General features: G+C 71.5%; 15 protein-coding genes and 3 pseudogenes. 10 read left to right on the forward strand and 8 right to left on the reverse strand.

Annotated features, from left to right (window positions below; genetic code table 11):
- Positions 1-123: 123 nt before the first annotated feature.
- The 4 genes from CFP65_RS01315 to CFP65_RS01330 form a co-directional block, all read right to left on the reverse strand.
- Entirely contained in the window at positions 124-1,287 is a 1,164-nt protein-coding gene (locus tag CFP65_RS01315; RefSeq protein WP_104814357.1) for an acyl-CoA dehydrogenase family protein, read from the reverse strand.
- Positions 1,288-1,361: 74 nt separating this feature from the next.
- Positions 1,362-3,272 (reverse strand): biotin carboxylase N-terminal domain-containing protein, encoded by a 1,911-nt coding sequence (locus tag CFP65_RS01320; RefSeq protein ID WP_104814358.1) that lies wholly within the window; start codon positions 3,270-3,272, stop codon positions 1,362-1,364.
- A 120-nt stretch (positions 3,273-3,392) separates the two neighbouring features.
- Positions 3,393-4,988: an acyl-CoA carboxylase subunit beta gene (locus CFP65_RS01325; RefSeq protein WP_104814359.1), complete on the reverse strand. Its 1,596-nt coding sequence runs from the start codon at positions 4,986-4,988 to the stop codon at positions 3,393-3,395.
- The gene (locus CFP65_RS01330) at positions 4,985-6,757 is read right to left on the reverse strand and encodes an acyclic terpene utilization AtuA family protein (RefSeq protein ID WP_371682513.1); all 1,773 of its coding nucleotides are present in this window, start codon (positions 6,755-6,757) and stop codon (positions 4,985-4,987) included. The genes CFP65_RS01325 and CFP65_RS01330 overlap by 4 nt, the downstream gene beginning before the upstream one ends.
- A gap of 314 nt (positions 6,758-7,071) precedes the next feature.
- Between CFP65_RS01330 and CFP65_RS01335 the strand changes: the two genes are divergently transcribed.
- Positions 7,072-7,587, forward strand: coding sequence for a DUF3291 domain-containing protein (locus tag CFP65_RS01335; RefSeq protein WP_104814361.1), 516 nt, complete (start codon positions 7,072-7,074; stop codon positions 7,585-7,587).
- 70 nt (positions 7,588-7,657) lie between these two features.
- Here CFP65_RS01335 and CFP65_RS01340 read toward each other — a convergent pair whose 3' ends face one another.
- Complete coding sequence (locus CFP65_RS01340; RefSeq protein WP_217368119.1) at positions 7,658-8,152, reverse strand: hypothetical protein; 495 nt, start codon at positions 8,150-8,152, stop codon at positions 7,658-7,660.
- 431 nt (positions 8,153-8,583) lie between these two features.
- Here CFP65_RS01340 and CFP65_RS01345 point away from each other — a divergent pair, with 431 nt between their 5' ends.
- The gene (locus CFP65_RS01345; RefSeq protein ID WP_104814363.1) at positions 8,584-9,096 is read left to right on the forward strand and encodes a hypothetical protein; all 513 of its coding nucleotides are present in this window, start codon (positions 8,584-8,586) and stop codon (positions 9,094-9,096) included.
- Here the strand turns inward: CFP65_RS01345 and CFP65_RS01350 are convergent.
- Positions 9,089-9,958 carry an IS5 family transposase gene (locus tag CFP65_RS01350; protein ID WP_254552159.1) on the reverse strand — a complete coding sequence of 290 codons (870 nt, stop codon included), beginning with the start codon at positions 9,956-9,958 and terminating at the stop codon, positions 9,089-9,091. The genes CFP65_RS01345 and CFP65_RS01350 overlap by 8 nt on opposite strands.
- A gap of 417 nt (positions 9,959-10,375) precedes the next feature.
- Between CFP65_RS01350 and CFP65_RS01355 the strand changes: the two are divergent.
- The 5 genes and pseudogenes from CFP65_RS01355 to CFP65_RS01375 all read left to right on the forward strand — a co-directional run bounded on the left by CFP65_RS01355 (position 10,376) and on the right by CFP65_RS01375 (position 14,225).
- Positions 10,376-11,379 (forward strand): annotated as a pseudogene (locus CFP65_RS01355) (IS5 family transposase).
- 10 nt (positions 11,380-11,389) lie between these two features.
- A pseudogene (locus CFP65_RS01360) lies at positions 11,390-12,186 on the forward strand (IS5 family transposase).
- Positions 12,187-12,405: 219 nt separating this feature from the next.
- A pseudogene (locus CFP65_RS01365) lies at positions 12,406-12,804 on the forward strand (ABC transporter permease); the annotation flags it as partial.
- A 70-nt stretch (positions 12,805-12,874) separates the two neighbouring features.
- A complete protein-coding gene (locus tag CFP65_RS01370) occupies positions 12,875-13,687 on the forward strand; it encodes an ABC transporter permease (RefSeq protein WP_104814366.1) in 813 nt (270 codons plus the stop codon).
- Between the two features lie 52 nt (positions 13,688-13,739).
- Entirely contained in the window at positions 13,740-14,225 is a 486-nt protein-coding gene (locus tag CFP65_RS01375; protein WP_104814367.1) for a patatin-like phospholipase family protein, read from the forward strand.
- A gap of 25 nt (positions 14,226-14,250) precedes the next feature.
- Here the strand turns inward: CFP65_RS01375 and CFP65_RS01380 are convergent, their stop codons facing one another.
- Positions 14,251-15,813, reverse strand: a complete 1,563-nt coding sequence (locus CFP65_RS01380) for an APC family permease (RefSeq protein ID WP_174805490.1) — start codon at positions 15,811-15,813, stop codon at positions 14,251-14,253.
- Positions 15,814-16,091: 278 nt separating this feature from the next.
- On the opposite strand from CFP65_RS01380, the gene CFP65_RS01385 reads away from it, so the two are divergent.
- The 3 genes from CFP65_RS01385 (at position 16,092) to CFP65_RS01400 (ending at position 19,223) form a co-directional block, all read left to right on the forward strand.
- Positions 16,092-16,331 (forward strand): chaplin, encoded by a 240-nt coding sequence (locus tag CFP65_RS01385; RefSeq protein ID WP_104814368.1) that lies wholly within the window; start codon positions 16,092-16,094, stop codon positions 16,329-16,331.
- 244 nt (positions 16,332-16,575) lie between these two features.
- Complete coding sequence (locus CFP65_RS01390) at positions 16,576-17,601, forward strand: phosphatase PAP2 family protein (protein WP_158701960.1); 1,026 nt, start codon at positions 16,576-16,578, stop codon at positions 17,599-17,601.
- 632 nt (positions 17,602-18,233) lie between these two features.
- Positions 18,234-19,223 carry a helix-turn-helix transcriptional regulator gene (locus CFP65_RS01400; RefSeq protein WP_104814370.1) on the forward strand — a complete coding sequence of 330 codons (990 nt, stop codon included), beginning with the start codon at positions 18,234-18,236 and terminating at the stop codon, positions 19,221-19,223.
- Between the two features lie 28 nt (positions 19,224-19,251).
- Here the strand turns inward: CFP65_RS01400 and CFP65_RS01405 are convergent, their stop codons facing one another.
- The gene (locus CFP65_RS01405) at positions 19,252-20,151 is read right to left on the reverse strand and encodes a Gfo/Idh/MocA family protein (protein WP_104820558.1); all 900 of its coding nucleotides are present in this window, start codon (positions 20,149-20,151) and stop codon (positions 19,252-19,254) included.
- Between the last annotated feature and the right edge of the window lie 84 nt (positions 20,152-20,235).

The following is a 20,235-nucleotide window of genomic DNA, read 5'->3' on the forward strand; positions in this document are numbered from 1 at the left end:
GGGTGGCCGGTGCCGGGCGCCTTGAACAGAAGGCGACCGGCACCGGGCCTCACTGCTTCCGCTGCTGGTGCGACCTCTCGTGCGGCCGCTCGTAGGCCGCTCGTACGACCGCTTGTACGGCCTCTAGTACGACCGCGGCAGGCCGAGGCTGTGCTGGGCGACGAAGTTGAGCACCATCTCCCGGCTGACCGGCGCGACCCGGCCGACCCGGGTGGCGGTCAGCAGCGCGGCCAGGCCGTACTCCTGGGTCAGCCCGTTGCCGCCGAGGGTCTGCACGGCCTTGTCCACCGTGCGGCAAGCCGCCTCGCCGGCCGCGTACTTGGCCATGTTGGCGGCCTCGCCCGCGCCCAGGTCGTCACCCGCGTCGTAGAGCTCGGCGGCCTTCTGGGTCATCAGCCGGGCCAGCTCCACGTCGATCGCGCACTGGGCCAACGGGTGGGCGATGCCCTGGTGGGCGCCGATCGGGGTGTCCCAGACGGTGCGGGTCTTGGCGTACTCGACGGCGGTGTCCAGGGCCTGGCGGGCCATCCCGAGCGAGAACGCGGCCGTCATGATCCGCTCCGGGTTGAGCCCGGCGAAGAGCTGCAGCAGCCCGGCGTTCTCGTCGCCCACCAGGGCGTCGGCGGGCAGCCGCACCTCGTCCAGGAAGACCTGGAACTGCCGCTCTGCGGTGAGCAGTTCCATCGGGATCGGCTTGTACTCGAAGCCGGGGGTGTCGCGCGGCACGATGAACAGCGCGGGCTTGAGCTTGCCGGTGGCGGTGTCCGTGGTGCGGCCGACGAACAGGGTGGCGTCGGCCCGGTCCACGCCCGAGATGAACACCTTGCGGCCGTTCAGCACCCACTCCTCGCCCTCGCGGCGCGCGGTGGTGGTGATCTTGTGCGAGTTGGAGCCGGCGTCCGGCTCGGTGATGCCGAAGGCCATCCGACGGCTCCCGTCGGCCAGGCCCGGCAGCCAGGCCCGCTTCTGCTCCTCGGTGCCGAACCGGGCGATCACGGTGCCGCAGATCGCGGGCGAGACGATCATCATCAGCAGCGGGCAGCCGGCCGCACCGAGTTCCTCCAGCACGATGGCGAGTTCGGCTATCCCCGCCCCGCCACCGCCGTACTCGGCGGGGATGTTGACCCCGAGGTATCCCAACTTTCCTGCCTCCGACCAGAGTTCGTCGGTGGCCTCGCCGGTGCGGGCCTTGGCCTGGAAGTAGGCGGGGCCGTACCGGCGGGCGAGGTCACCGACGGCGCGGCGCAGGGCTTGACGTTCCGGGCTCTCGATCAGGGCTGCGGACATGCGCGTGATCCTTTCCGGGCGAGGGGTGCGGAAATGGCGGACGTACGGGTACGGACGTGCAGGAACGAGTGGGCTCAGGCAGGCTGGACGACGGCCAACACCGCGCCGAGGTCGACCTGTTGGCCGGGCTTGACGTGCAGATCGGTGAGGATGCCGTCGGCGGGGGCACAGACCTTGTGCTCCATCTTCATCGCCTCCAGCCAGAGCAGCGGCTGGCCGGCGGAGACGGTGTCGCCGGGGGCGGCGGCCGTCCGCACCACGGTGCCGGGCATCGGGGCGAGCAGGGCGCCGGGCTCGGTCTGCGCCGAGCGGTCGGGGAAGCGGTCCAGCGCGGTCAGGGTGACCGCGCCGAGCGGCGAGTCCACCTCCACCAGGCTGCCGTAGCGGGCGACTCGGAAGCTCCTGGCCAGGCCGGCCTCCCGCAGGGTGACCCGCTCGGCCTCGGCCGCGACCAGCTCCGCCTCGGGGAAGCCTTCGGCCCGCAGGCCGTCCCGGGTGAGCCGGTAGCGCACCTCGTGCTCGGCGCCCTCCGGCGTCCGGTAGCGCTTGACCTGCGACTGCGAGGGCAAGTTGCGCCACCCGGAGGGCAGTTCGGTCCGACGGCTCGCCGCATCGGCCAACGCGGCAGCCAGAGCGGCGAGTTCGATGCCGACCGGCGGCTCCTCCCGGGTGATCTCGGGCAGCAGTGCGGTGTGCACCTCCCCCGCCAGGAAGGCGGGGTGCCGCAGCGCCGCGACGAGTTGCGGCCGGTTGGTGACCAGGCCGTGGATCCGGGCCCGGCTCAGCGCGTCGGCCAGCCGGCGGGCGGCCTCGGCCCGGGTGGGAGCCCAGCTGATCACCTTGGCCAGCATCGCGTCGTAGTGGATGCCGACCGTGCTGCCCGCCGCCACCCCGGAGTCCAGCCGCAGCGTGCGGCCCGGGCTGCTGGTGAACTCCTCCTGCACGCCGGGGATCTCCAGCAGGTGCAGGGTGCCGGTCTGCGGCTGCCCTTGCCGGTCCTCGGCGTACAGCCGGGCCTCGATCGCGTGCCCGGTCAGCGCCGGCTGCTCGGCGGGCAGCGCGGCGCCCTCGGCGATCCGCACCTGCCAGGCGACCAGGTCGAGACCGGTCACGGCCTCGGTGACCGGGTGCTCCACCTGCAGGCGGGTGTTCATCTCCAGGAAGTAGAACCGGCCGTCCGACGCCAGCAGGAACTCGGCCGTCCCGGCGCCCACATAGCCGATCGCCTTGGCGGCGGCCACGGCGGCGGCGTGCAGCTCGGCCCGCACCCGCCCGTCCAGCCCGGGCGCCGGAGCCTCCTCCACCACCTTCTGGTGCCGCCGTTGCAGCGAGCAGTCCCGCTCGCCGAGCGCCCAGACCGTGCCGTGCTCGTCGGCCAGCAGCTGCACCTCGACGTGCCGCCCGGTCTCCAGGTACGGCTCGCAGAAGACCTCGTCCGAGCCGAAGGCCTTCGCCGCCTCGGCCCGCGCCGCCACCAACGCCCCCGGCAGCTCGGCGAGTTCGCGCACCACCCGCATACCGCGGCCGCCACCGCCGGCCGCCGCCTTGACCAGCAGCGGCAGGTCGGCCTCGGTGGGCTCGGCGGGGGCGCTCAGCACCGGCACCCCCGCCGCCGCCATCAGCCGCTTGGCCTCGGTCTTGGAGCCCATCGCGGCGATCGCGGCCGGCGGCGGCCCGACCCAGCGGAGCCCGGCCGCCTGCACGGCAGCGGCGAACTCGGCGTTCTCGGACAGGAATCCGTACCCGGGGTGCACGGCGTCGGCACCGGCCGCGAGCGCGGCGGCCACCAGCGCCTCCACCCGCAGATAGGTCTCGCCGGGCGCCGCCCCGGGCAGCCGGACGGCCGCGTCGGCCTCCCGGACGTACGGTGCGCCCTCGTCCGGGTCGGAGTGCACCGCCACGGTGGCGATGCCGAGTTCGCGACAACTGCGGAACACCCGGCGGGCGATCTCGCCCCGGTTGGCGACGAGCAGTGAGCTGATCATTTCTGGGCCCTTCCGAAATTCGACACTGCCCTACCTCCGCCGGAACCACCTCCGCCGGAACCACCTCCGCCGGAACCACCTCCGCCGGGACTACCTCCGTCGGCGCTACATCCGTCGGTGCTACATCCGGAAGACGCCGTAGCCGCGTGCGCCTTCGACCGGGCCGCTGTGGATCGCGGACAGGCACAGGCCCAGCACGGTACGGGTGTCCCGCGGATCGATCACACCGTCGTCGTAGAGCCGCCCGGAGAGGAAGACCGGCAGCGACTCCGCCTCGATCTGCTGCTCCACCATGGCCCGGATCGCGGCGTCCGCGTCCTCGTCGTACGGCTGCCCCTTGGCCGCCGCCGACTGCCGCGCCACGATCGAGAGCACCCCGGCCAGCTGCTGCGGCCCCATCACCGCCGACTTGGCGCTAGGCCAGGCGAACAGGAACCGCGGGTCGTAGGCCCGCCCGCACATCCCGTAGTGCCCGGCCCCGTAGGAGGCGCCCATCAGCACCGAGAGGTGCGGCACGGTGGAGTTGGCCACCGCGTTGATCATCATCGCGCCGTGCTTGATGATGCCGCCCTGCTCGTACGCCTGCCCCACCATGTAGCCCGTGGTGTTGTGCAGGAAGACCAACGGGATGTCCCGCTGGTTCGCCAACTGGATGAACTGGGCTGCCTTCTGCGACTCGGCGCTGAACAGCACGCCCTGCGCGTTGGCGAGGATCCCCACCGGGTACCCGTGCAGCCGGGCCCAGCCGGTCACCAGGCTCGCGCCGTACCGGGGCTTGAACTCGTCGAAGTCCGAGCCGTCCACCAGTCGGGCGATCACCTCGCGCGGGTCGAACGGCACCTTGAGGTCGCCCGGCACGATGCCGAGCAGCTCCTCCTCCGCGTACTTCGGCGGCTCCGAACTCCACGGCTCCGGGCCGGACTTGTGCCAGTTCAGCCGGTGCACCACCCGGCGGGCGATCCGCAGCGCATCCGGCTCGTCCTCGGCGAAGTGGTCGGCCAGACCGGAGACCCGGGCGTGCATCTCGGCGCCACCCAGCGATTCGTCGTCGGCCTCCTCGCCGGTGGCCATCTTCACCAGCGGCGGGCCGCCGAGGAAGACCTTGGCCCGGTCCTTCACCAGCACGGTGTGGTCCGACATGCCCGGCACGTACGCGCCGCCGGCCGTCGAATTGCCGAACACCACGGCCACGGTGGGGATCCCGGCGGCGGAGAGCCTGGTCAGGTCGCGGAACAGCGCCCCGCCGGGGATGAAGATCTCCTTCTGGCTGGGCAGGTCGGCCCCGCCCGACTCCACCAGGTTGACCAGCGGCAGCCGGTTGCGCAGCGCGATCTCGTTGGCCCGCAGCGCCTTGCGCAGCGTCCACGGGTTGCTCGCCCCGCCGCGCACGGTCGGGTCGTTGGCGGTGATCACACACTCGGTGCCCTCGATCACCCCGATCCCGGTCACCAGCGCGGCGCCCACCGGGTACTCGCTGCCCCAGGCCGCCAGCGGCGACAGCTCCAGGAACGGCGAGTCCTCGTCGATCAGCAGCTCGATCCGCTCACGGGCCAGCAACTTGCCCCGCTTGCGGTGCCGTTCCACGTACTTGGGCCCGCCGCCGGCCAGCGCCTTGGCGTGCTCGGTCTCCAACCCGGCGAGCTTGTCGAGCATCGCGGCCCGGTGCTCCCCGTACTCGGCCCCGCTCGGGTCGAGTTGGCTGGTCAGCCTGGTCACCGCGCCTCCTCCGGTGCTTGCGCGACGGCCTGCTCGGCCGCCGCGAGTACGGTCTCGGGAATCTCCACCTGCCGGGCGCGCAGCCACTCCCCCAGCGCCTTGGCCTGCGGGTCGAACCGCTCCTGCGCGGCCACGCCCCACCCGAGCAGGCCGTGCACGGTGAAGTTCACCGCCCGCAGGTGCGGCAGCAGCTGTCGCTCCACCGCCAACTCCGCTGCCTCCGGCAGCAGTTCCTTCACTCGTTCGACGGTCAGCTCGTGCGCCAACCACCGCCACCCGGTCTCGTTCCGGGCCCAGACCCCGAGGTTCGCGTCCCCGCCCTTGTCCCCGCTGCGCGCCCCGGCCACCAACCCGAGCGGCGCCCGCCGCCTCGGCCCCTCGGCCAACGGCTCGGGCAGCTCCGGCTGTTCGGCCGCCACCAACTCGCGGGTCACCGAAGCCTCCTGGATCACCTTCCGCGTCCCGTCCGGCAGCACCGCCGTATGCTCCACCGCACCGGCCGGCACGTAGGCGGCCTCGAACACCCCGTACGGCGTGCCCGGCCCCGGCAGCCCGGTCAGGTGGAAACCCGGGTAGCTCGCCAGCCCCAGCTCCACGGCGGCCGCGCTCACCGCCTTGCCGACTACCCGCTGGTCCGCGTCCCGCACCGCCAGGTGCAGCAGCGCCGAGGCGGTCTCCTCGGTGGCCGCGTCCGGATGGTCGGTGCGGGCCAGCGTCCACCGCAGCTCCGCCGGAGCCGGGTCCAACGCCGCCGCCACCTGCGTCCGCACCAGTTCGGCCTTGGCCTCGATCTCCAACCCCGTCAGCACGAAGGTCACTTCGTTGCGCCAGCCACCCAGCCGGTTGAGCCCCACCTTGAGCGTGGGCGGCGGGGCCTCGCCCCGCACCCCCGAGATCCGCACCCGGTCGGGCCCTTCCTGACGCAGCCTCACACTGTCCAGCCGCGCCGTGACGTCCGGCCCCGCGTACCGCGCGGGCCCGGTCTCGTACAGGAGTTGGGCCGTCACCGTCTCCGTGGTCACCGCGCCGCCGGTGCCCGGGTGCTTGGTGATCACGCTGCTGCCGTCGGCCTCGATCTCGGCGATCGGGAAGCCGGGCCGCCGCAGGTCGTGCTCGGCGAAGAACGCGTAGTTCCCGCCGGTCGCCTGCGCCCCGCACTCCAGCACGTGCCCGGCCACCACGGCGCCGGCCAGCGCGTCCAAGTCCTTTTCTCCCCAACCGAAGTGCGCGATCGCCGGCCCGACCACCAGCGCGGCATCCGTCACCCGCCCGGTCACCACCACCTGCGCACCACCGCGCAGGCACTCCGCGATCCCGAACGCCCCCAGGTACGCATGAGCCGCCAACAACCCACCCGGCAGGCCCAACTCCTCGGCCCGCCCCAGCAGATCGTCCCCGGCCACGTACCCCACCGGCACCGCGACCCCGGCCTTCGCCGCCAACTCCCCCACGGCCTCGGCCAACCGCCCCGGATTCAACCCCCCGGCATTGACCACCACCCGCAGCCCCCGGTCCACGACCTCCCCCAGGCACTCCTCCAACTGCCCGAGGAACGTCCGCGCATACCCGAGCCCCGGATCCTTCACCCGGTCCCTGGCCAGGATCAACATCGTCAACTCGGCCAGGTAGTCCCCGGTCACCACATCCAGCGGCCCCCCGGTCACCATCTCCCGGAACGCGGCCCGCCGATCCCCGTAGAACCCCGAAGCATTCCCAACCCGCAGCACCCGCCGGCCTCCTGGCCCACCCGTCCGCCCGCTCCGATCCAGCAGCCTGGCAGCGCCCGCCGAAGAAAGCAAGCACGCATGCTTGTTTTCTCGCCGGATGCGACCAGTCCCCATTCGAGACGTACACCTGGTCGCCCCCCAGTCACCGACATCGGGCCGGTCCAGCGGGCATCGAGCCGCTCCGCACAGGGACCACGCCTGCCGCCAGGCGCCTCGCAACGGCACCGGTCAGAACTGCACCGAAGGCCATATGACGAGCCAAAACACAAGATCGACAGTCCCCTCGCGAGTGACTATCGTCACCTGACGTCCGGCGACGCACACCGTCGCACCCGCGCTCCACGAGGGAGAGACGCTTGCCCCACCTTGCCCTGTACACCTTCGGCACATTGAAGGCCCCGCTCTCCGATCCCGCCCCTCTCGTACGGGAGTTCATCGACGGCGCCGGGGGCGTCTACGACCAGATCAGCGGGCACCCGGGGTACCTCGGGCATGCCGAGGCCGTCGACCCCGCTCCCGGTGGGCACTTCGACCTGGACTGGGGTGCCTGGGGCGAGTTCGCCGTCCCGACCTGGTACGAAGGCGGCCGTACGGCGCAGACCATCGCCCTGGCCACCACGCTCTCGCTCTGGACCGCCGCGCAACCCGCCTTCGAGGCCATCTACACCGGCCTGCACCGCACCGCCCTCAACCGCCGCCACGACTGGTTCGCCCGCACCGGCCACCCGAGCCACGTCTGCTGGTGGGTCGCCGAAGGCGCGGTGCCCACCTGGCAGGAGGGCACCGCCAAGCTGGAGCACCTCCACGCCCACGGCCCCACCCCGGCGGCCTTCACCTTCCACCGCTCCTTCGACCGAGCCGACCTCACCTGACGCCGCGCGGCGCATCAGGAGTAATTGTCAGCATCTGTGGACGGAGCCGACCCGGGTGAGGCCTGCCCCGTCAGTCGGCCGTGAGGGTGCTCGGCTTCTCCCCGCGATACGGTATCCATCGGTATCCGGGCTGGAACACGTCATAGTCGGCCTTCGGGTCAAGTTCTGCGTGCAGCTCATCACAGAGCACGAGCCCGTGGAGACGGCCGTCGTTCAGTTCGCCTGACCACTCGTTCCTGAGCTCAGCAGGGTCGAGAAGGCACTCCGGATCCCAGCCGACCCTGGCGGAGACGTATCCGCGAAACTGGGCGAGCAGTTCGTAGAGCTGGTGCCCCAGTTCGGTCAGCTCCGCTGCGGTGAGCTGAAATCTGGGGAGACTGCCGTCCAGGCCGCAACTCCAACTGACGGCCACGGACAGGATCGACAACTCAATGTACGAGCCCACCTTCGCCAGCATCGGCCGATGGAGAGGGATGCGGTGGGCGCCCGCGCGAAGTGCCCATGGCTTTGGGTCAACGAGTGCGGCAGCCTGCGCCGCCTCGGCGTCATCGCCGAAGTTCACCACGAGCTCGAAACAGATCGCCTCGGCCGGCTTCCTCCCTAACCGCACAGCCTCACGCGGCCCGTGCTCCATTACGTTCGCTGAGGGCGCCATTCTCGAACCTCGCGTCCGCGCGCACCAAGGGCACCAGGTGGGACTCCGTGCCCTTCGCCACCGCCTTGGGTCACTTCGTCCCGTAACTGATCGTTTCAGAATGTTGGTGGTGCTCGTGGGGGCCGAGCAGGTGAATCTTGCTGCTCAAGCGGGTGATGGCCGTGCTCACGCATGCATCCAATCCGCGCTGTTCGTGGACGACATGAGCCCTTGGGGCGCACGGCCGACAGGGCCCTCCTGGCATCAGGTCCAGGGGCCTGCAGCCGTCCCGGCACTTTCGCCCGGTGTGATCAGCTTTCACCGGATTCGGGCAACAAGCCCGAAGCACCGAAGGAGAACCGATGCGCCCCGCCCTCCCGACCAAGCGCACCCTCGCCCTCGTCCTGGCCGCCACGGCCGTCGGCACGGCCGTCGTGATCAGCGCGCCGGCCATGGCGACCGACACCCCGCAGAAGAGCAAGAACCGCTCCACCCGGGCTGCCCAGGTGCCGGACTTCACGGCCGACTACACCGGCTCCGAAGCCCTGTCCGGGCTTCCGGTACTCGGCGTCCCCTACGGCAGCCGCGCCAAGCTCAACGACCTCGGCGGCAACCAGTTCGGCACCGCCTACGGCAACTGCGTCAAGGACGAGATCGGCTCGACCCAGGACCAGGTGCTCTGCAGCACTGTGCTCAAGTTCAACGACGGCGCACAGATCGCCCTCACCAGCGTGCGGCCCATCGCCCACCCGGGCGCGGAGGCCCAGCCCTTCGACGCGATCGTCACCGGTGGCACCCTCAAGTACGAGGGCATCACCGGCAGTGCCCGCTTCACCCCCCAAGGCGCCAGCGTCTACGACGTCAGCTTCAGCTGACCCGCCCAGCGGCTGCGGTGGCCCCGACCCCTGGGATGTCCGGGCCACCGCTCGCCGGAGCCCTGCGAAGCCGTCGCAGGCAGATGATGACGCAGGCGAGTTCAAGCAAGCCCTGATGGAGATCAGCTCGACGTTCGTATCGGATGCGCAGGCGCTTGAACTGGTGGAGCCAGGCGAAAGTCCGCTCTACCACCCAGCGGGTTCGCCCCAAGCCAGAGCCGTGGGCGACGCCACGGCGGGCGATGAGCGGCTTGATGCCGCGCTTCCACAGCCGGCGGCGGTACTTGTCGTAGTCGTAGCCACGGTCGGCGAACAGGCGTCTGGGGCGGCTGCGCGGGCGCCCGCGCAGCCCCCGGATTGCTGGGATTGCATCCAGGAGGGGGAACAACTGCGTGACGTCGTGCCGGTTTCCACCGGTCAGCGAGACGGCCAGGGGTGTGCCGTGGCGGTCGACGATCACATGGTGCTTGGACCCGGGACGGCCACGGTCGACGGGTGAGGGTCCGACGTGAGCCCCTCCCCGGAGGGCCCTGATATGAGAACCGTCGATCGCCGCATCGTCCATGTCCAGACGGTCGGTCGCCCGCAACTCCGCGAGTAGCGCCTCGTGAAGGCGGGGCCAGACGCCGGCCTCGGTCCAGTCCCGCAGCCGGCGCCAGCTGGTCACTCCGGAGCAACCCACGACCTGTGCCGGGACATCGCGCCAAGCCACTCCTTTGCGTAGCACGTAGACGATTCCCGCTAGCGCAACCCGATCCGGGACCGGCAGCCGCCCGGCATGACGGCGGCGCCGGACAGGTCGAGGCGGGAGCAGCGGCGTGACGCGCTCCCAAAGGTCGTCAGGAACAAGGTCAGTGGGCATCCACAGACATTGCCAGGCGCGAGCCGAGGCGCAGGCGGATTCTGAAACGATCAGTAACTGGGCGTTTCGCCCGTAAACAGGCTGGTTGATACCAGTTCGGGGGCCGCCTGCTCTGCGGACGTTCCGTGACGGTTGGGGTTCTGGTAACAGGAGTGCCGCTGTTGCGCGAATGTCCGCCGGAATTGCGCAGTTCCTCCCGTCTCATCCCTGGAAGCCAGGACTGAGCGCTTTTGTCCCTCCGGAACCGCGCACCCTGGGCAGAGCGACGATCTCGCAGTATGCCGTCATCATGACGGATCGTCGACCGTATCCGAGCGACCTGTCCGACGCCCGCTGGGCCCTAGGGCACGTATCGGGTTGTGATCACTTTGTGGGTTTCGCCCTCGCGCTCGTGCCTGATCCGGTAGATCGTGTTGTGTGACGCGTGTGCAACTGACCGATGCCGAGTGGGAGTTCATCGAGCCGTACCTGCCGATCGGCGAGTACGGCCCGTACCCCGAGCGGCTGCGCCGCCAGTTCGAGGGCGTGATCTGGCGGTTTCGGACGGGCGGCCAGTGGCGGGAGATGCCGAGCGAGTTCGGCGCCTGGTCGACCGTCCACAACCGCTTCCGGCAGTGGAGGGACGCCAGGGTGTTCGAGGCCCTGCTGGAGGGCGCGATCACGGAAGCCGCCAGACGGGGCGAGGTGGACCTCTCGCTGGTCAGCGTGGATTCCACCACCATCCGGGCCCACCACGACGCCGCCGGGATGCACCTTGACCCCGACACGCTCGCCGACCTGGAGAAGGCCGCCGAGGAGGCGGAGAAGGCCCGGCAAAAAGGGGCGGCCCGCAGGGACAAGACGGACAGGACACCGCACACGACCCGGAACGGGACGAGCTCCGACGCGTCCGACGCAGGCGAAGGCTCCGCCTGAAGGCCGCCCTGCTCGGACGCTCCAGAGGCGGACAGACCAGCAAGGTCCACGTCGCCGGCGAGCGCAGGTGCCGCCCGCTGGCGTTCATTCTGACCGAGGGGCAGGCCGCCGACAGCCCGCAGTTCATCCCCGCCCTGGAGAAGGTGCGGGTCCGCGGGCCCGTCGGCCGCCCCCGCACCCGGCCCGACGCGGTCGCCGGGGACAAGGCCTACTCCTCCCGCGCCAACCGCGCCCACCTGCGCGGTCGCCGTATCAAGGCGGTCATCCCCGAGAAGAAGGACCAGGCCGCCAACCGGAAGAAGAAAGGCAGCAAGGGCGGCCGGCCCGTCAGCCACGACACCGACCTCTACAGGGAGCGGAACACCGTCGAGCGCCTGATCAACAAGCTGAAGGCCTGGCGAGGCATCGCCACGCGATACGACAAGACCCCCGGCAGCTACCTCGCCGGCCTCCACCTCCGCGGCGCGATGATCTGGATCAAAGACCTCACCAAAACCGCCCCGTGATCACAACCGAATACGTGCCCTAGTCGAGCCCACCCTCACCGCCTGGCGCCGGGCCCGGACCGAGCGGGCGCTCGCCTTCGGCCGGCCTCCCGAGCACGACCTTCGAGATCTGCTGGACGCGATCCTCTACGTCGACCGCACCGGCATCCCCTGGCGCTACCTCCCACACGACTACCCACCCTGGGAAACCGTCTATGCCTACTTCGCCCGCTGGCAGAAGGAGAGAGTGTTCGAGCAGCTCAACGGCCTTCTCCGACGCCTGGTCCGCGCCGCCGAAGGCCGCGATCCGGAGCCGACGGCGTGCATCATCGACTCCCAGAGCGTGAAAACCTCCACGAACGTTCCCGCCGCCACGCAGGGCGTCGACGTCGGGAAGAAGATCGTCGGCAGGAAACGCAACATCGTCACCGACACCATCGGCTTGCTGCTAGCGGTCCTGGTCACCGCCGCGAGCGTGCAGGACGGCACCGCCGGCCGACAGTTGCTGACCGCGGTCGCGGCCAAACACCCCGCGATCAGCAAGGCCTGGGCCGACATGGCTACAAGAACGCCGTGGTCGAACACGGAGCCGCAGTGGGCATCGACGTCGAAATTGTCCGCCGCGATCCCACCACCAGAGGCTTCGTCGTCCAGCCACGGCGCTGGGTTGTCGAGCGGACCTTCGGCTGGCTCATGCACCACAGGCGCCTCGCCCGCGACTACGAGGCCCTGCCAGCCCGCTCCGAAGCCATGATCCACGTCGCGATGATCGGCCTCATGACCCGTCGGCTCACCCGCGAGAGCACCCCGACCTGGCGCGGAACATAAACCTCCGAGTCAGGGATGAAACGCCCAGTAAGTCTTCGCGAACGCCTCGATCGCCTCGCGGCGTAGGCGCGATCCTCGGCGTTGTAGATCTCCCGCAGCGCCTTCGTCGCACCCGGCTACGCTGAATTCGGCAGGGCGTTCTAGACATTCCGGGCCTAGCGGCCCCGGCACGTTCGATGCCGGGCGACGGGGAGCACCTCCCGCAGGGCCTTCCACAGCCCGGGCTACGGCACCCCGGCGGTGATCGCCGTGCTCGCCTACCTCTGGCTGCCGTACATGATCCTGCCGATCCACGCCGGCCTGGAACAGCTGCCCGCCAACCTGCTCGACGCCTCGGCCGACCTCGGCGCCCGCTCGCTGCGGACCTTCCGCTCGGTGATCCTGCCGCTGGCGCTGCCCTCGGTCTTCGCCGGGTCGGTCTTCACCTTCTCGCTGAGCCTGGGCGACTACATCGCGGTGCGGATCGTCGGCGGCAAGACCCAGGTGCTCGGCACCGCGATCGCCGACAACGTGACCCTCGACCTGCCGCTGGCCGCCGCGCTCTCCTGCATCCCGGTGCTGCTGATCGTCGGCTACCTGCTCGCCGTCCGCCGCACCGGCGCCCTCGACTCGCTGTGACCCCCCTCTGCCCCCGGACACTGCCCGACACCCCAGCGCCCCAGCGCGCCCGACTCGCTGTGAGGCCCTCATGATCTTCTCCCGCCGCACCCGGATCGCCCTGCGGGTGGCCATGGCCGCCGGCCTGGCCGTCATCTACGTGCCGCTGCTGCTCGTGCTGCTCAACTCCTTCAACCGCGACCGCTCCTTCACCTGGCCGCCGACCGGGCTGACCACCGAGTGGTGGGCCCGGGCCTGGGAGTCCGAGGGCGCCCGCAGCGCGCTGCTCACCTCGCTCCAGGCGGGCGCGGGCGCCACCGCGGTCGCCCTGGTGCTCGGCACCATGGCGGCCTTCGCCGTCCAGCGCCACCGGTTCTTCGGGCGGCAGGCGGTCTCCTTCCTGGTCGTCCTGCCGCTCGCGCTGCCCGGCATCGTCACCGGCATCGCGCTCAACGCGGCCTTCCGCACCGTGCTCGGGCCGGCCGGCATCGGCTTCGGGCTGCTCACCGTGGTCATCGGCCACGCCACCTTCTGCATCGTGGTGGTCTTCAACAACGTGCTGGCCCGCCTGCGCCGCCTGGCCCCCTCCGCGGAGGAGGCCTCGGCGGACCTGGGTGCGCACAGCTTCCAGACCTTCCGGTACGTCACCTTCCCGGCCGTCCGCTCGGCGCTGCTGGCCGGCGCCCTGCTGGCCTTCGCGCTCTCCTTCGACGAGATCGTGGTGACCACGTTCACGGCCGGCCCGGGCGTGCAGACCCTCCCGCTCTGGATCTACACCAACCTCGCCCGTCCCAACCAGGCCCCGGTGGTCAACGTGGTCGCCGCGGTCCTCGTCCTGCTCTCCGTCATCCCGGTCTACCTGGCCCAGCGCCTCTCCGCCGACACCGCGACCAGCCGCCTCTAGAAGATCCACTCCGTGATAGGACTGAGACGTCGACGAGGCCGCCGAGCAGCGGGTGCTCGCCCGCCGGACCCGCCTGATCGGCGCCGACGACTGGCCCGAGGGGCGGCGCCTGCTGATCCCGGCGGTGGACGCGAGCACCGGCGAGCCGGTGGTCTGGGACGCCCGCAGCGGTGTGCCGTTCGTCCACGCGGTGGCGGCGAGCAGCGCCTTCCCCGGCGTCGAGCCCCCGGTCACCGTGCAGGGCCGCCCGCACTTCGACGGCGCGCTGCGGGCCGGTGTCAACGCCGACCTCGCCGCAGGTGCCCGCACCCTGGTGGTGGTCGCACCCCTGGCGCACCGTCACCAGCTCGACACCGGTCAACTCGCCGCGACCGGCGCCGAGTCCGTCATCACGATCACCCCGGACGAGGCCTCGGCCCGCGCCCTCGCCGAGGACCGGCCGACCCCGGCGGCCTGGGCCCTGGCCTACCGCGAGGGCCACCGCCAGGCCACCGAGGCCACCGCCGCCGAGCTCCGCCCCCACTGGCCGTCCACCTGACGGAGCCTCAGGCACGCCGGGAGCGCTACGGCGCGTCAGCCGGGTGCGCGGCGGCCACCGGCACGTCCGGATGCCTGAACCACGAGCCCTGGACGGCCTGTTGGACCAGCATCAGCACCAGGCCCAGCACCAGCGAGCCGATCCCGATCACGGTCACCCCGCCGGTCTCGCCGAAGACCGGCAGGTCGATCGAGGTCGCGCCGTAGTCGGGCTTGGCGTAGACGTCGAAGGCGGCGTAGCAGAAGAAGTAGAGCAGGCTGAGGCCGCCGAGCAGCGGCAGCACGCCCTTGGTGAGGAAGTCGCGCGGGCTGCGGGTGAGCACCTTGCGGTAGTACCAGACGCAGGCGAAGCCGGTCAGGCCGTAGTAGAAGGCGATGCCGAGGCCGACGGAGGCGATCGAGTCGGTGAGCACGTTGCCGCTGATCGCGGTGAGCAGCACGTAGAAGGCGATCGAGGCGATGCCCATCACCACGGTGGACCAGGTGGGGGTGAGGAAGCGGGGGTGGACCCGGCCGAACTGCTCGGGCAGCGCGCGGTGGGTGGCCATCGAGAAGGAGGTGCGGGCGGTCGGCAGGATGGTGGTCTGGGTGGAGGCGGCGGCCGAGGTGAGCACCATGAAGATCAGCAGCTTGGTGAGGAACCAGCCGAACCCGGCCGTGCCGAACACCGCGCCGCCGAGCCCGGAGAGCACGTCCCCGGAGTTGTCCGGGTTGGCCAGACCGATGCCCTCGGTGCCGACGCCGGCGAAGGCCTGGGCGGAGGTGGAGACCAGGGCGTAGATGACCAGGAGCAGCAGGGTGGAGATGACGGCGGCCCGGCCGGGGGTGCGGGCGCTGTCGGCCGTCTCCTCGTTGACCGAGACGGCGGTGTCCCAGCCCCAGTAGATGAAGACGGCGGCCAGGATGCCGGCCGTGAAGGCGCCGCTGGAGGAGACCGCGAAGGGGTTGTACCAGGAGGCGGCGAGGTGGATCGAGCCGGCCGGCGGATGGCTGCCGTAGGTCTTGACCAGGGCCGTCACAGAGAAGACCAGCAGCATGGCGACTTCCAGGCAGAGCAGCCAGCGCTGGAGCGCGGCGGAGATCTCGATGCCGATGTAGCAGATCACCGTCATCACGATGATCCAGACCACCCCGGCCAGCGTGGTCCAGGTCTTGTTGCCGGCCAGCGACTCCAGCCCGACCAGCCGGAAGCCGTAGACGCCGGCGATCTGGGCCAGGTTGGCCATCACGATGATGTCGGCGACGATGATGCCCCAGCCACCCATCCACCCGGTCCGCGGCCCGAAGGCCCGGGCGGCCCAGACGAAGGTGGTGCCGCAGTCCGGATCGGAGGCGTTGAGTTCCTTGTACGCGTAGGCGATCAGCAGCATCGGGATGAACGCCAGGATGGTGACGATCGGCGCCTGCAGCCCGACCCCGGCCACGATCAGGCCGAGGGTGGCGGCCAGGCTGTACGCGGGGGCGGTGGAGGCCAGCCCGATCGAGACCGAGGAGAACAGCCCGAGCGCGCCGGTCTTGAGGCCCTTCTCCCCCGCACCGGAGCTGATCACCGCCGGAGCGGCCGGGACTGACTTGCCGACAGGGGACACGAGACCCACCTCCCAGAGCACACGGGTACGCCCGGGGGCCCGGAGCACTCTCAGCCTACGACTCCCGGCCGCACCCGTCGCCGGTGACGACACCGGCCGCTCGGGTGACGCCGGGGGCGGGCCAGGGGGCCGGGCGGGTGAACCCGCGACATGCTCGGTGCGCCGCGGCGCGCCGAGGCGGTCGGCGTGCCGAGACTGGCGTCCGTGGTCACCTCGCCCTCGGGCGCCGGGTGACCGCCGTGTGATCAGGCACCATCCCCTCAGGAATGGAGAAGACCATGAAGGACATCCGCAAGGCCATTGCTCTCGCGGTGGCCGCCGGAGCCCTCGTCCTCGGCTCGGCCGGCGCCGCGAGCGCCGACTCGACCGCGGAGGCCGTCGTCGCCGGTTCGCCGGGAGTCCTCTCGGGCAACAACATCCAGATCCCGATCCACATCCCGATCAACGTGTGTGGCAACAGCATCGGCGTCATCAGCATCCTGAACCCGGCGTTCGGGAACACCTGCGTCAACGCGTGACGCAGAGGTGATCGGGAGGGGTCGGCGCGGCTGCGCCGGCCCCTCCTGCGTCGGCCGGTTCCCTTAGTTTTTCCTTGAACCCCTGTGCGGCTCGTGTGAAGAGCCGCTGGTCACAGGGGTTTTCGCCCGTTCCGGGCCGATTTCGGGCCGCACATTGCCAGGCATACAAGCAGCTTTTTCTTCGGCGACGTTGCTATCTTGACCCGCACCCCGAGCGTCGTTGCCCCACGAAGGAATCGCCAGCGTGAGCCGTCTGTTCCCCTCGGCCGAGGTCCGCCCCGTCGCGAGCCCTCCGGTGAACCCCGCCACCCGCCTTTCGCCCAGGCCGCCCCACCCGCTGAACCGGCTGCGGCTGCTGGCCTGGCCCGCGTACGCCGCCGCGCTCGTCTGGTACGTCCAGGAGAACGGGCTGCCGTACGCCAACGACGTGGTCTTCTGCTTCCTGATCGGCGCCCTGATCGCCATGGCCGTGCACAGCGGCCAGCGCGGCGGTGCCCTGCGGGTGCTCCGCGACTGGGTGCCGGTGATGGCCGCCGTCTGGACCTACTCGCTGCTGCGCGGCTACGGCGCGCACACCCCCTGGCCGGTCCGCTACCGCCCGCAGATCGCCTTCGACACCTGGCTCGGCGCCGGCCAGGTCTGGACCGTCCGGCTGCAGCACTGGCTCTGGCACCCCGGCTCGCCGCACTGGTACGACTACGCGGCCACCACCGTCTACATGTCGCACTTCTTCGTGGTCTTCGTGCTGCTGGCCGTCTACTGGAAGCGCCGGGACCGCCGCTTCCACCGCCTGCTCGCGCTCTACCTGGCCGTCACCTACCTCGGCTTCGCCACCTACGTGCTCTACCCGGCCGACCCGCCGTGGCTGGCCGCCCTCGACGGCCACCTGTCGCCGGTGGACCGGATCGTCCAGTCGGTCTTCGAGGCCGGCGGGGTGCCCCGGGCCGGCTCGGTCTTCGAGAACGGCAGCCGCTTCGACAACGACGTGGCCGCGATGCCCTCGCTGCACGCGGCCTACCCGATGCTGCTCTGCCGCTTCCTCTGGGCCGGGGCCGGCCCGCGCCTGCGGGTGCTGCTGGCGGCGTACCCGCTCGCGATGGCCTTCACCCTGGTCTACGGCGGCGAGCACTTCGTGATCGACATCCTGGTCGGCTGGCTCTACGCGATCGTGGTGCACCGGCTGCTGACCCGCTACCTGGACCGCCGGGCGGCCGGGCGCGGGCCGCGGCTGCTCGGAGCGGCCGAGCGCTGGCCCAGCAGGAAGTCGTAGACCGCCTGCCGCCCGTCCGCCGAGCGGGTCTGCACCGAGTGCGCGGCGCCGGGGATGACCAGGCCTTGCCCAGCGGGGCCAGCGCGGCCTCCCGGTGCAGGCACTCCAGCGGGGTGGAGAGGTCGCGGTCGCCGCCCAGCAGCAGCACCGGCACCCGGGGCAGCTCCCGGTCGGCGGGCGGCGCCGGCGGCACCGGCTCGCGCGGCCAGGAGAGGCAGCTCAGCAGGGTGCCGAGGCCGGTGGCCGTGGCGGCGTCGTAGGGCCAGGTCTGCTCCGGGGTCAGCCCGGCCTCGGTCCGGGCCACGCCGGACCGCTGCCTGCGGCCACTCCGGCCACCAGCACCGCCGCACCGAGCACCGCCGCGACGCGGCCACGCTTGCTCGCCATCCTGTACTCCTGATTCCCCGTGGGTCGTACGCAGCACGGACGTGGCGCGGCAGCACCCCCGTGCCCGCCGCACCACCGTGGGATCCCCCGCCACCTGCGGCGGCGGGCTCCGGCGAACAGTCTGCTCGGGGCGCTGGCGCGGCGCGAGGTTTCACGGCAGGATTCGAACACCTTCGAAGCCTCGGCCCCGCGCCCCGGCTCCGGGGCGCAGCGCACTGGCCGAGCTGACGAGGGGAACAGCCGCCGTGATCCGACTCCTGGTCGACTCCACCGGGCTCGCCCGCACCCGTTTCGTGGTCTCGCCGCTGCACGAGGCGATCGGCACCCTGATGCCCTCGGGGTTGCGGCCGCGCAGCGGGCCGGACGCCTGGATGGGCCGGGCCCGCCGGGTGCTGCGCCGGGAGGGCCTGGAGCTGCTGGCGGCCTTCGCCCTGGACCAGGCGGGCAGCTACCTGCCGGATTTCCTCACCCCACACCCGAGCGGCCCGGCCCCGGGCATCGCCGAGCAGGTGGAGGCCGTCCGCACCACCCCGCCCGAGCGGGTGCTGGCCGAGCTGGACGCCGTCCGCCACGGCCGCCCGGCGGCCAACCTGGCGGGGCGCGAGCTGCCCGAGGTGGTCGAGCGCACCCTGGCGCAGGGCCCGGCCGAGCTGGCCCGGCGGGCGGCCGAGGAGTTGGAGCGGTACTGGGAGCTGGCGATGGCGCCCTACTGGCCCGAGGCCCGTTCGGTGCTGGACGCCGAGGTGGACCGGCGCGGCCGGGTGCTGGCCCGGCACGGTGCCGCGGCGATGCTCAACTCGCTGACCCCGCAGCTGCGGTGGGCGGACGGACGGATCGAGCTGGAGAGCCGGTACGAGGTCTGCGTGCCCGCCCCCGAGGTGCTGCTGCTGCCCTCGCTGGTCAACCAGGAGACGCTGATCATCCTGGACCCGGTGCCCGGCCTCCAGCGCACCCCGGCCCTGCACTACCCGATCGAACGGCCCTCCGCCGTCTCGGAGTTGCCCGACCCCTCGGTGGCCCAGCTGCTCGGCCCGACCCGGGCCGCGCTGCTCGCCTCGCTCGGCCGGCCCGCCACCACCAGCGCGCTGGCGGCCCGGCACTTCCTCAGCGAGAGCACCGCCTCCTACCACCTGGGCGTGCTGCACCGCTCCGGTCTGGTCAGCCGCAACCGGAGCGGCCGGGAGGTGCTCTACCAGCGCACCGAACGCGCCGAGCACCTCACCCGACAGAGCTGACGAACGGCCGCCTCCGACTGACGGAGCGTCACTTCGCCTGCTGCTCCAGGCACTCGACCACGTACTCGCACAGCTCGTGGGTGCGCAGCGCGTCCCGGGCCGGGAGCACCCGGCCCGCCCGCACCGCGTCCAGGAAGTGCAGCACCACCTGCTCGATGCCGCGCTGGCGGGCCACCGAGACCCAGTCGCCGCGCCGCCGCACGGTGGGCTGGCCACGGTGGTCGATCACCTCGGACAGGTTGACCACCACCCGCTTGGAGTCGCCGCCGGAGACCTCCAGCACCTCCTCGGTCGACCCGCTCATCCGGTTCATCACCCCGATCGCGGTGAAGCCCTCCCCGGCCAGGGTCAGCACCACGTGCTCGACCAGGCCGTCCCGGCTCCGGGAGCGCACGTCGGTGTCGGTCACCTCTCCCGGCACCAGGTGCAGCAGGCTGTCGATCACGTGGATGAAGTCGTCGTAGACCAGGGTGCGGGCCGCCTCCGGCAGGCCCTCACGGTGCTTCTGCATCAGGATCAGGTCGCGCGGGCGCTCCTTGGCCAGCACGTACCCGGGCGCGTAACGGCGGTTGAAGCCGACCAGCAGGCTGCGCTGCGCCCGCTCGGCCAGCTCCACCAGCCGCCGGGAGCCGTCCAGCGTGTAGTCCAGCGGCTTGTCCACGTACACGTCCACCCCGGCGGCCAGCAGCCGCTCGACGATCGGCACGTGCTGGTCGGTCGAGGCGTGCACGAAGGCCGCCTTGATCCCGCTGTCGATCAGCTCGCCCAGATCGGTGTACCGCTCCGTCACCCGGTAGGCGTCGCCGATCCGGTCCAGCTTGGCCCGGTCCCGGGTCATCAGCCGCAGCTCCACCCTCGGCAGCGCGCCCAGCACCGGCAGGTACGCCTTCTGCGCGATGTCCCCGAGCCCGATCACCCCGACCGGCAGCAGGGCGTCGGAGGTGGTGGTCGAAGTCATCGCGGCACTCCAGGGCTCGGGGGTACGTGGCTCTCACCCTATCCGGAAGGAAAC

It is taken from the genome of Kitasatospora sp. MMS16-BH015 (assembly GCF_002943525.1).
Classification (GTDB): Bacteria; Actinomycetota; Actinomycetes; order Streptomycetales; family Streptomycetaceae; genus Kitasatospora.

What these genes read in the sequence shown, in the direction of transcription:
- CFP65_RS01370 (WP_104814366.1), top strand. Translation starts at nt 12,875, where the DNA reads ATGATCTTCTCCCGCCGCACCCGGATCGCCCTGCGGGTGGCCATGGCC.
- CFP65_RS01385 (WP_104814368.1), top strand. Translation starts at nt 16,092, where the DNA reads ATGAAGGACATCCGCAAGGCCATTGCTCTCGCGGTGGCCGCCGGAGCC.
- CFP65_RS01345 (WP_104814363.1), top strand. Translation starts at nt 8,584, where the DNA reads ATGCGCCCCGCCCTCCCGACCAAGCGCACCCTCGCCCTCGTCCTGGCC.
- CFP65_RS01350 (WP_254552159.1), bottom strand. Translation starts at nt 9,958, where the DNA reads ATGCCCACTGACCTTGTTCCTGACGACCTTTGGGAGCGCGTCACGCCG.
- CFP65_RS01320 (WP_104814358.1), bottom strand. Translation starts at nt 3,272, where the DNA reads ATGATCAGCTCACTGCTCGTCGCCAACCGGGGCGAGATCGCCCGCCGG.
- CFP65_RS01315 (WP_104814357.1), bottom strand. Translation starts at nt 1,287, where the DNA reads ATGTCCGCAGCCCTGATCGAGAGCCCGGAACGTCAAGCCCTGCGCCGC.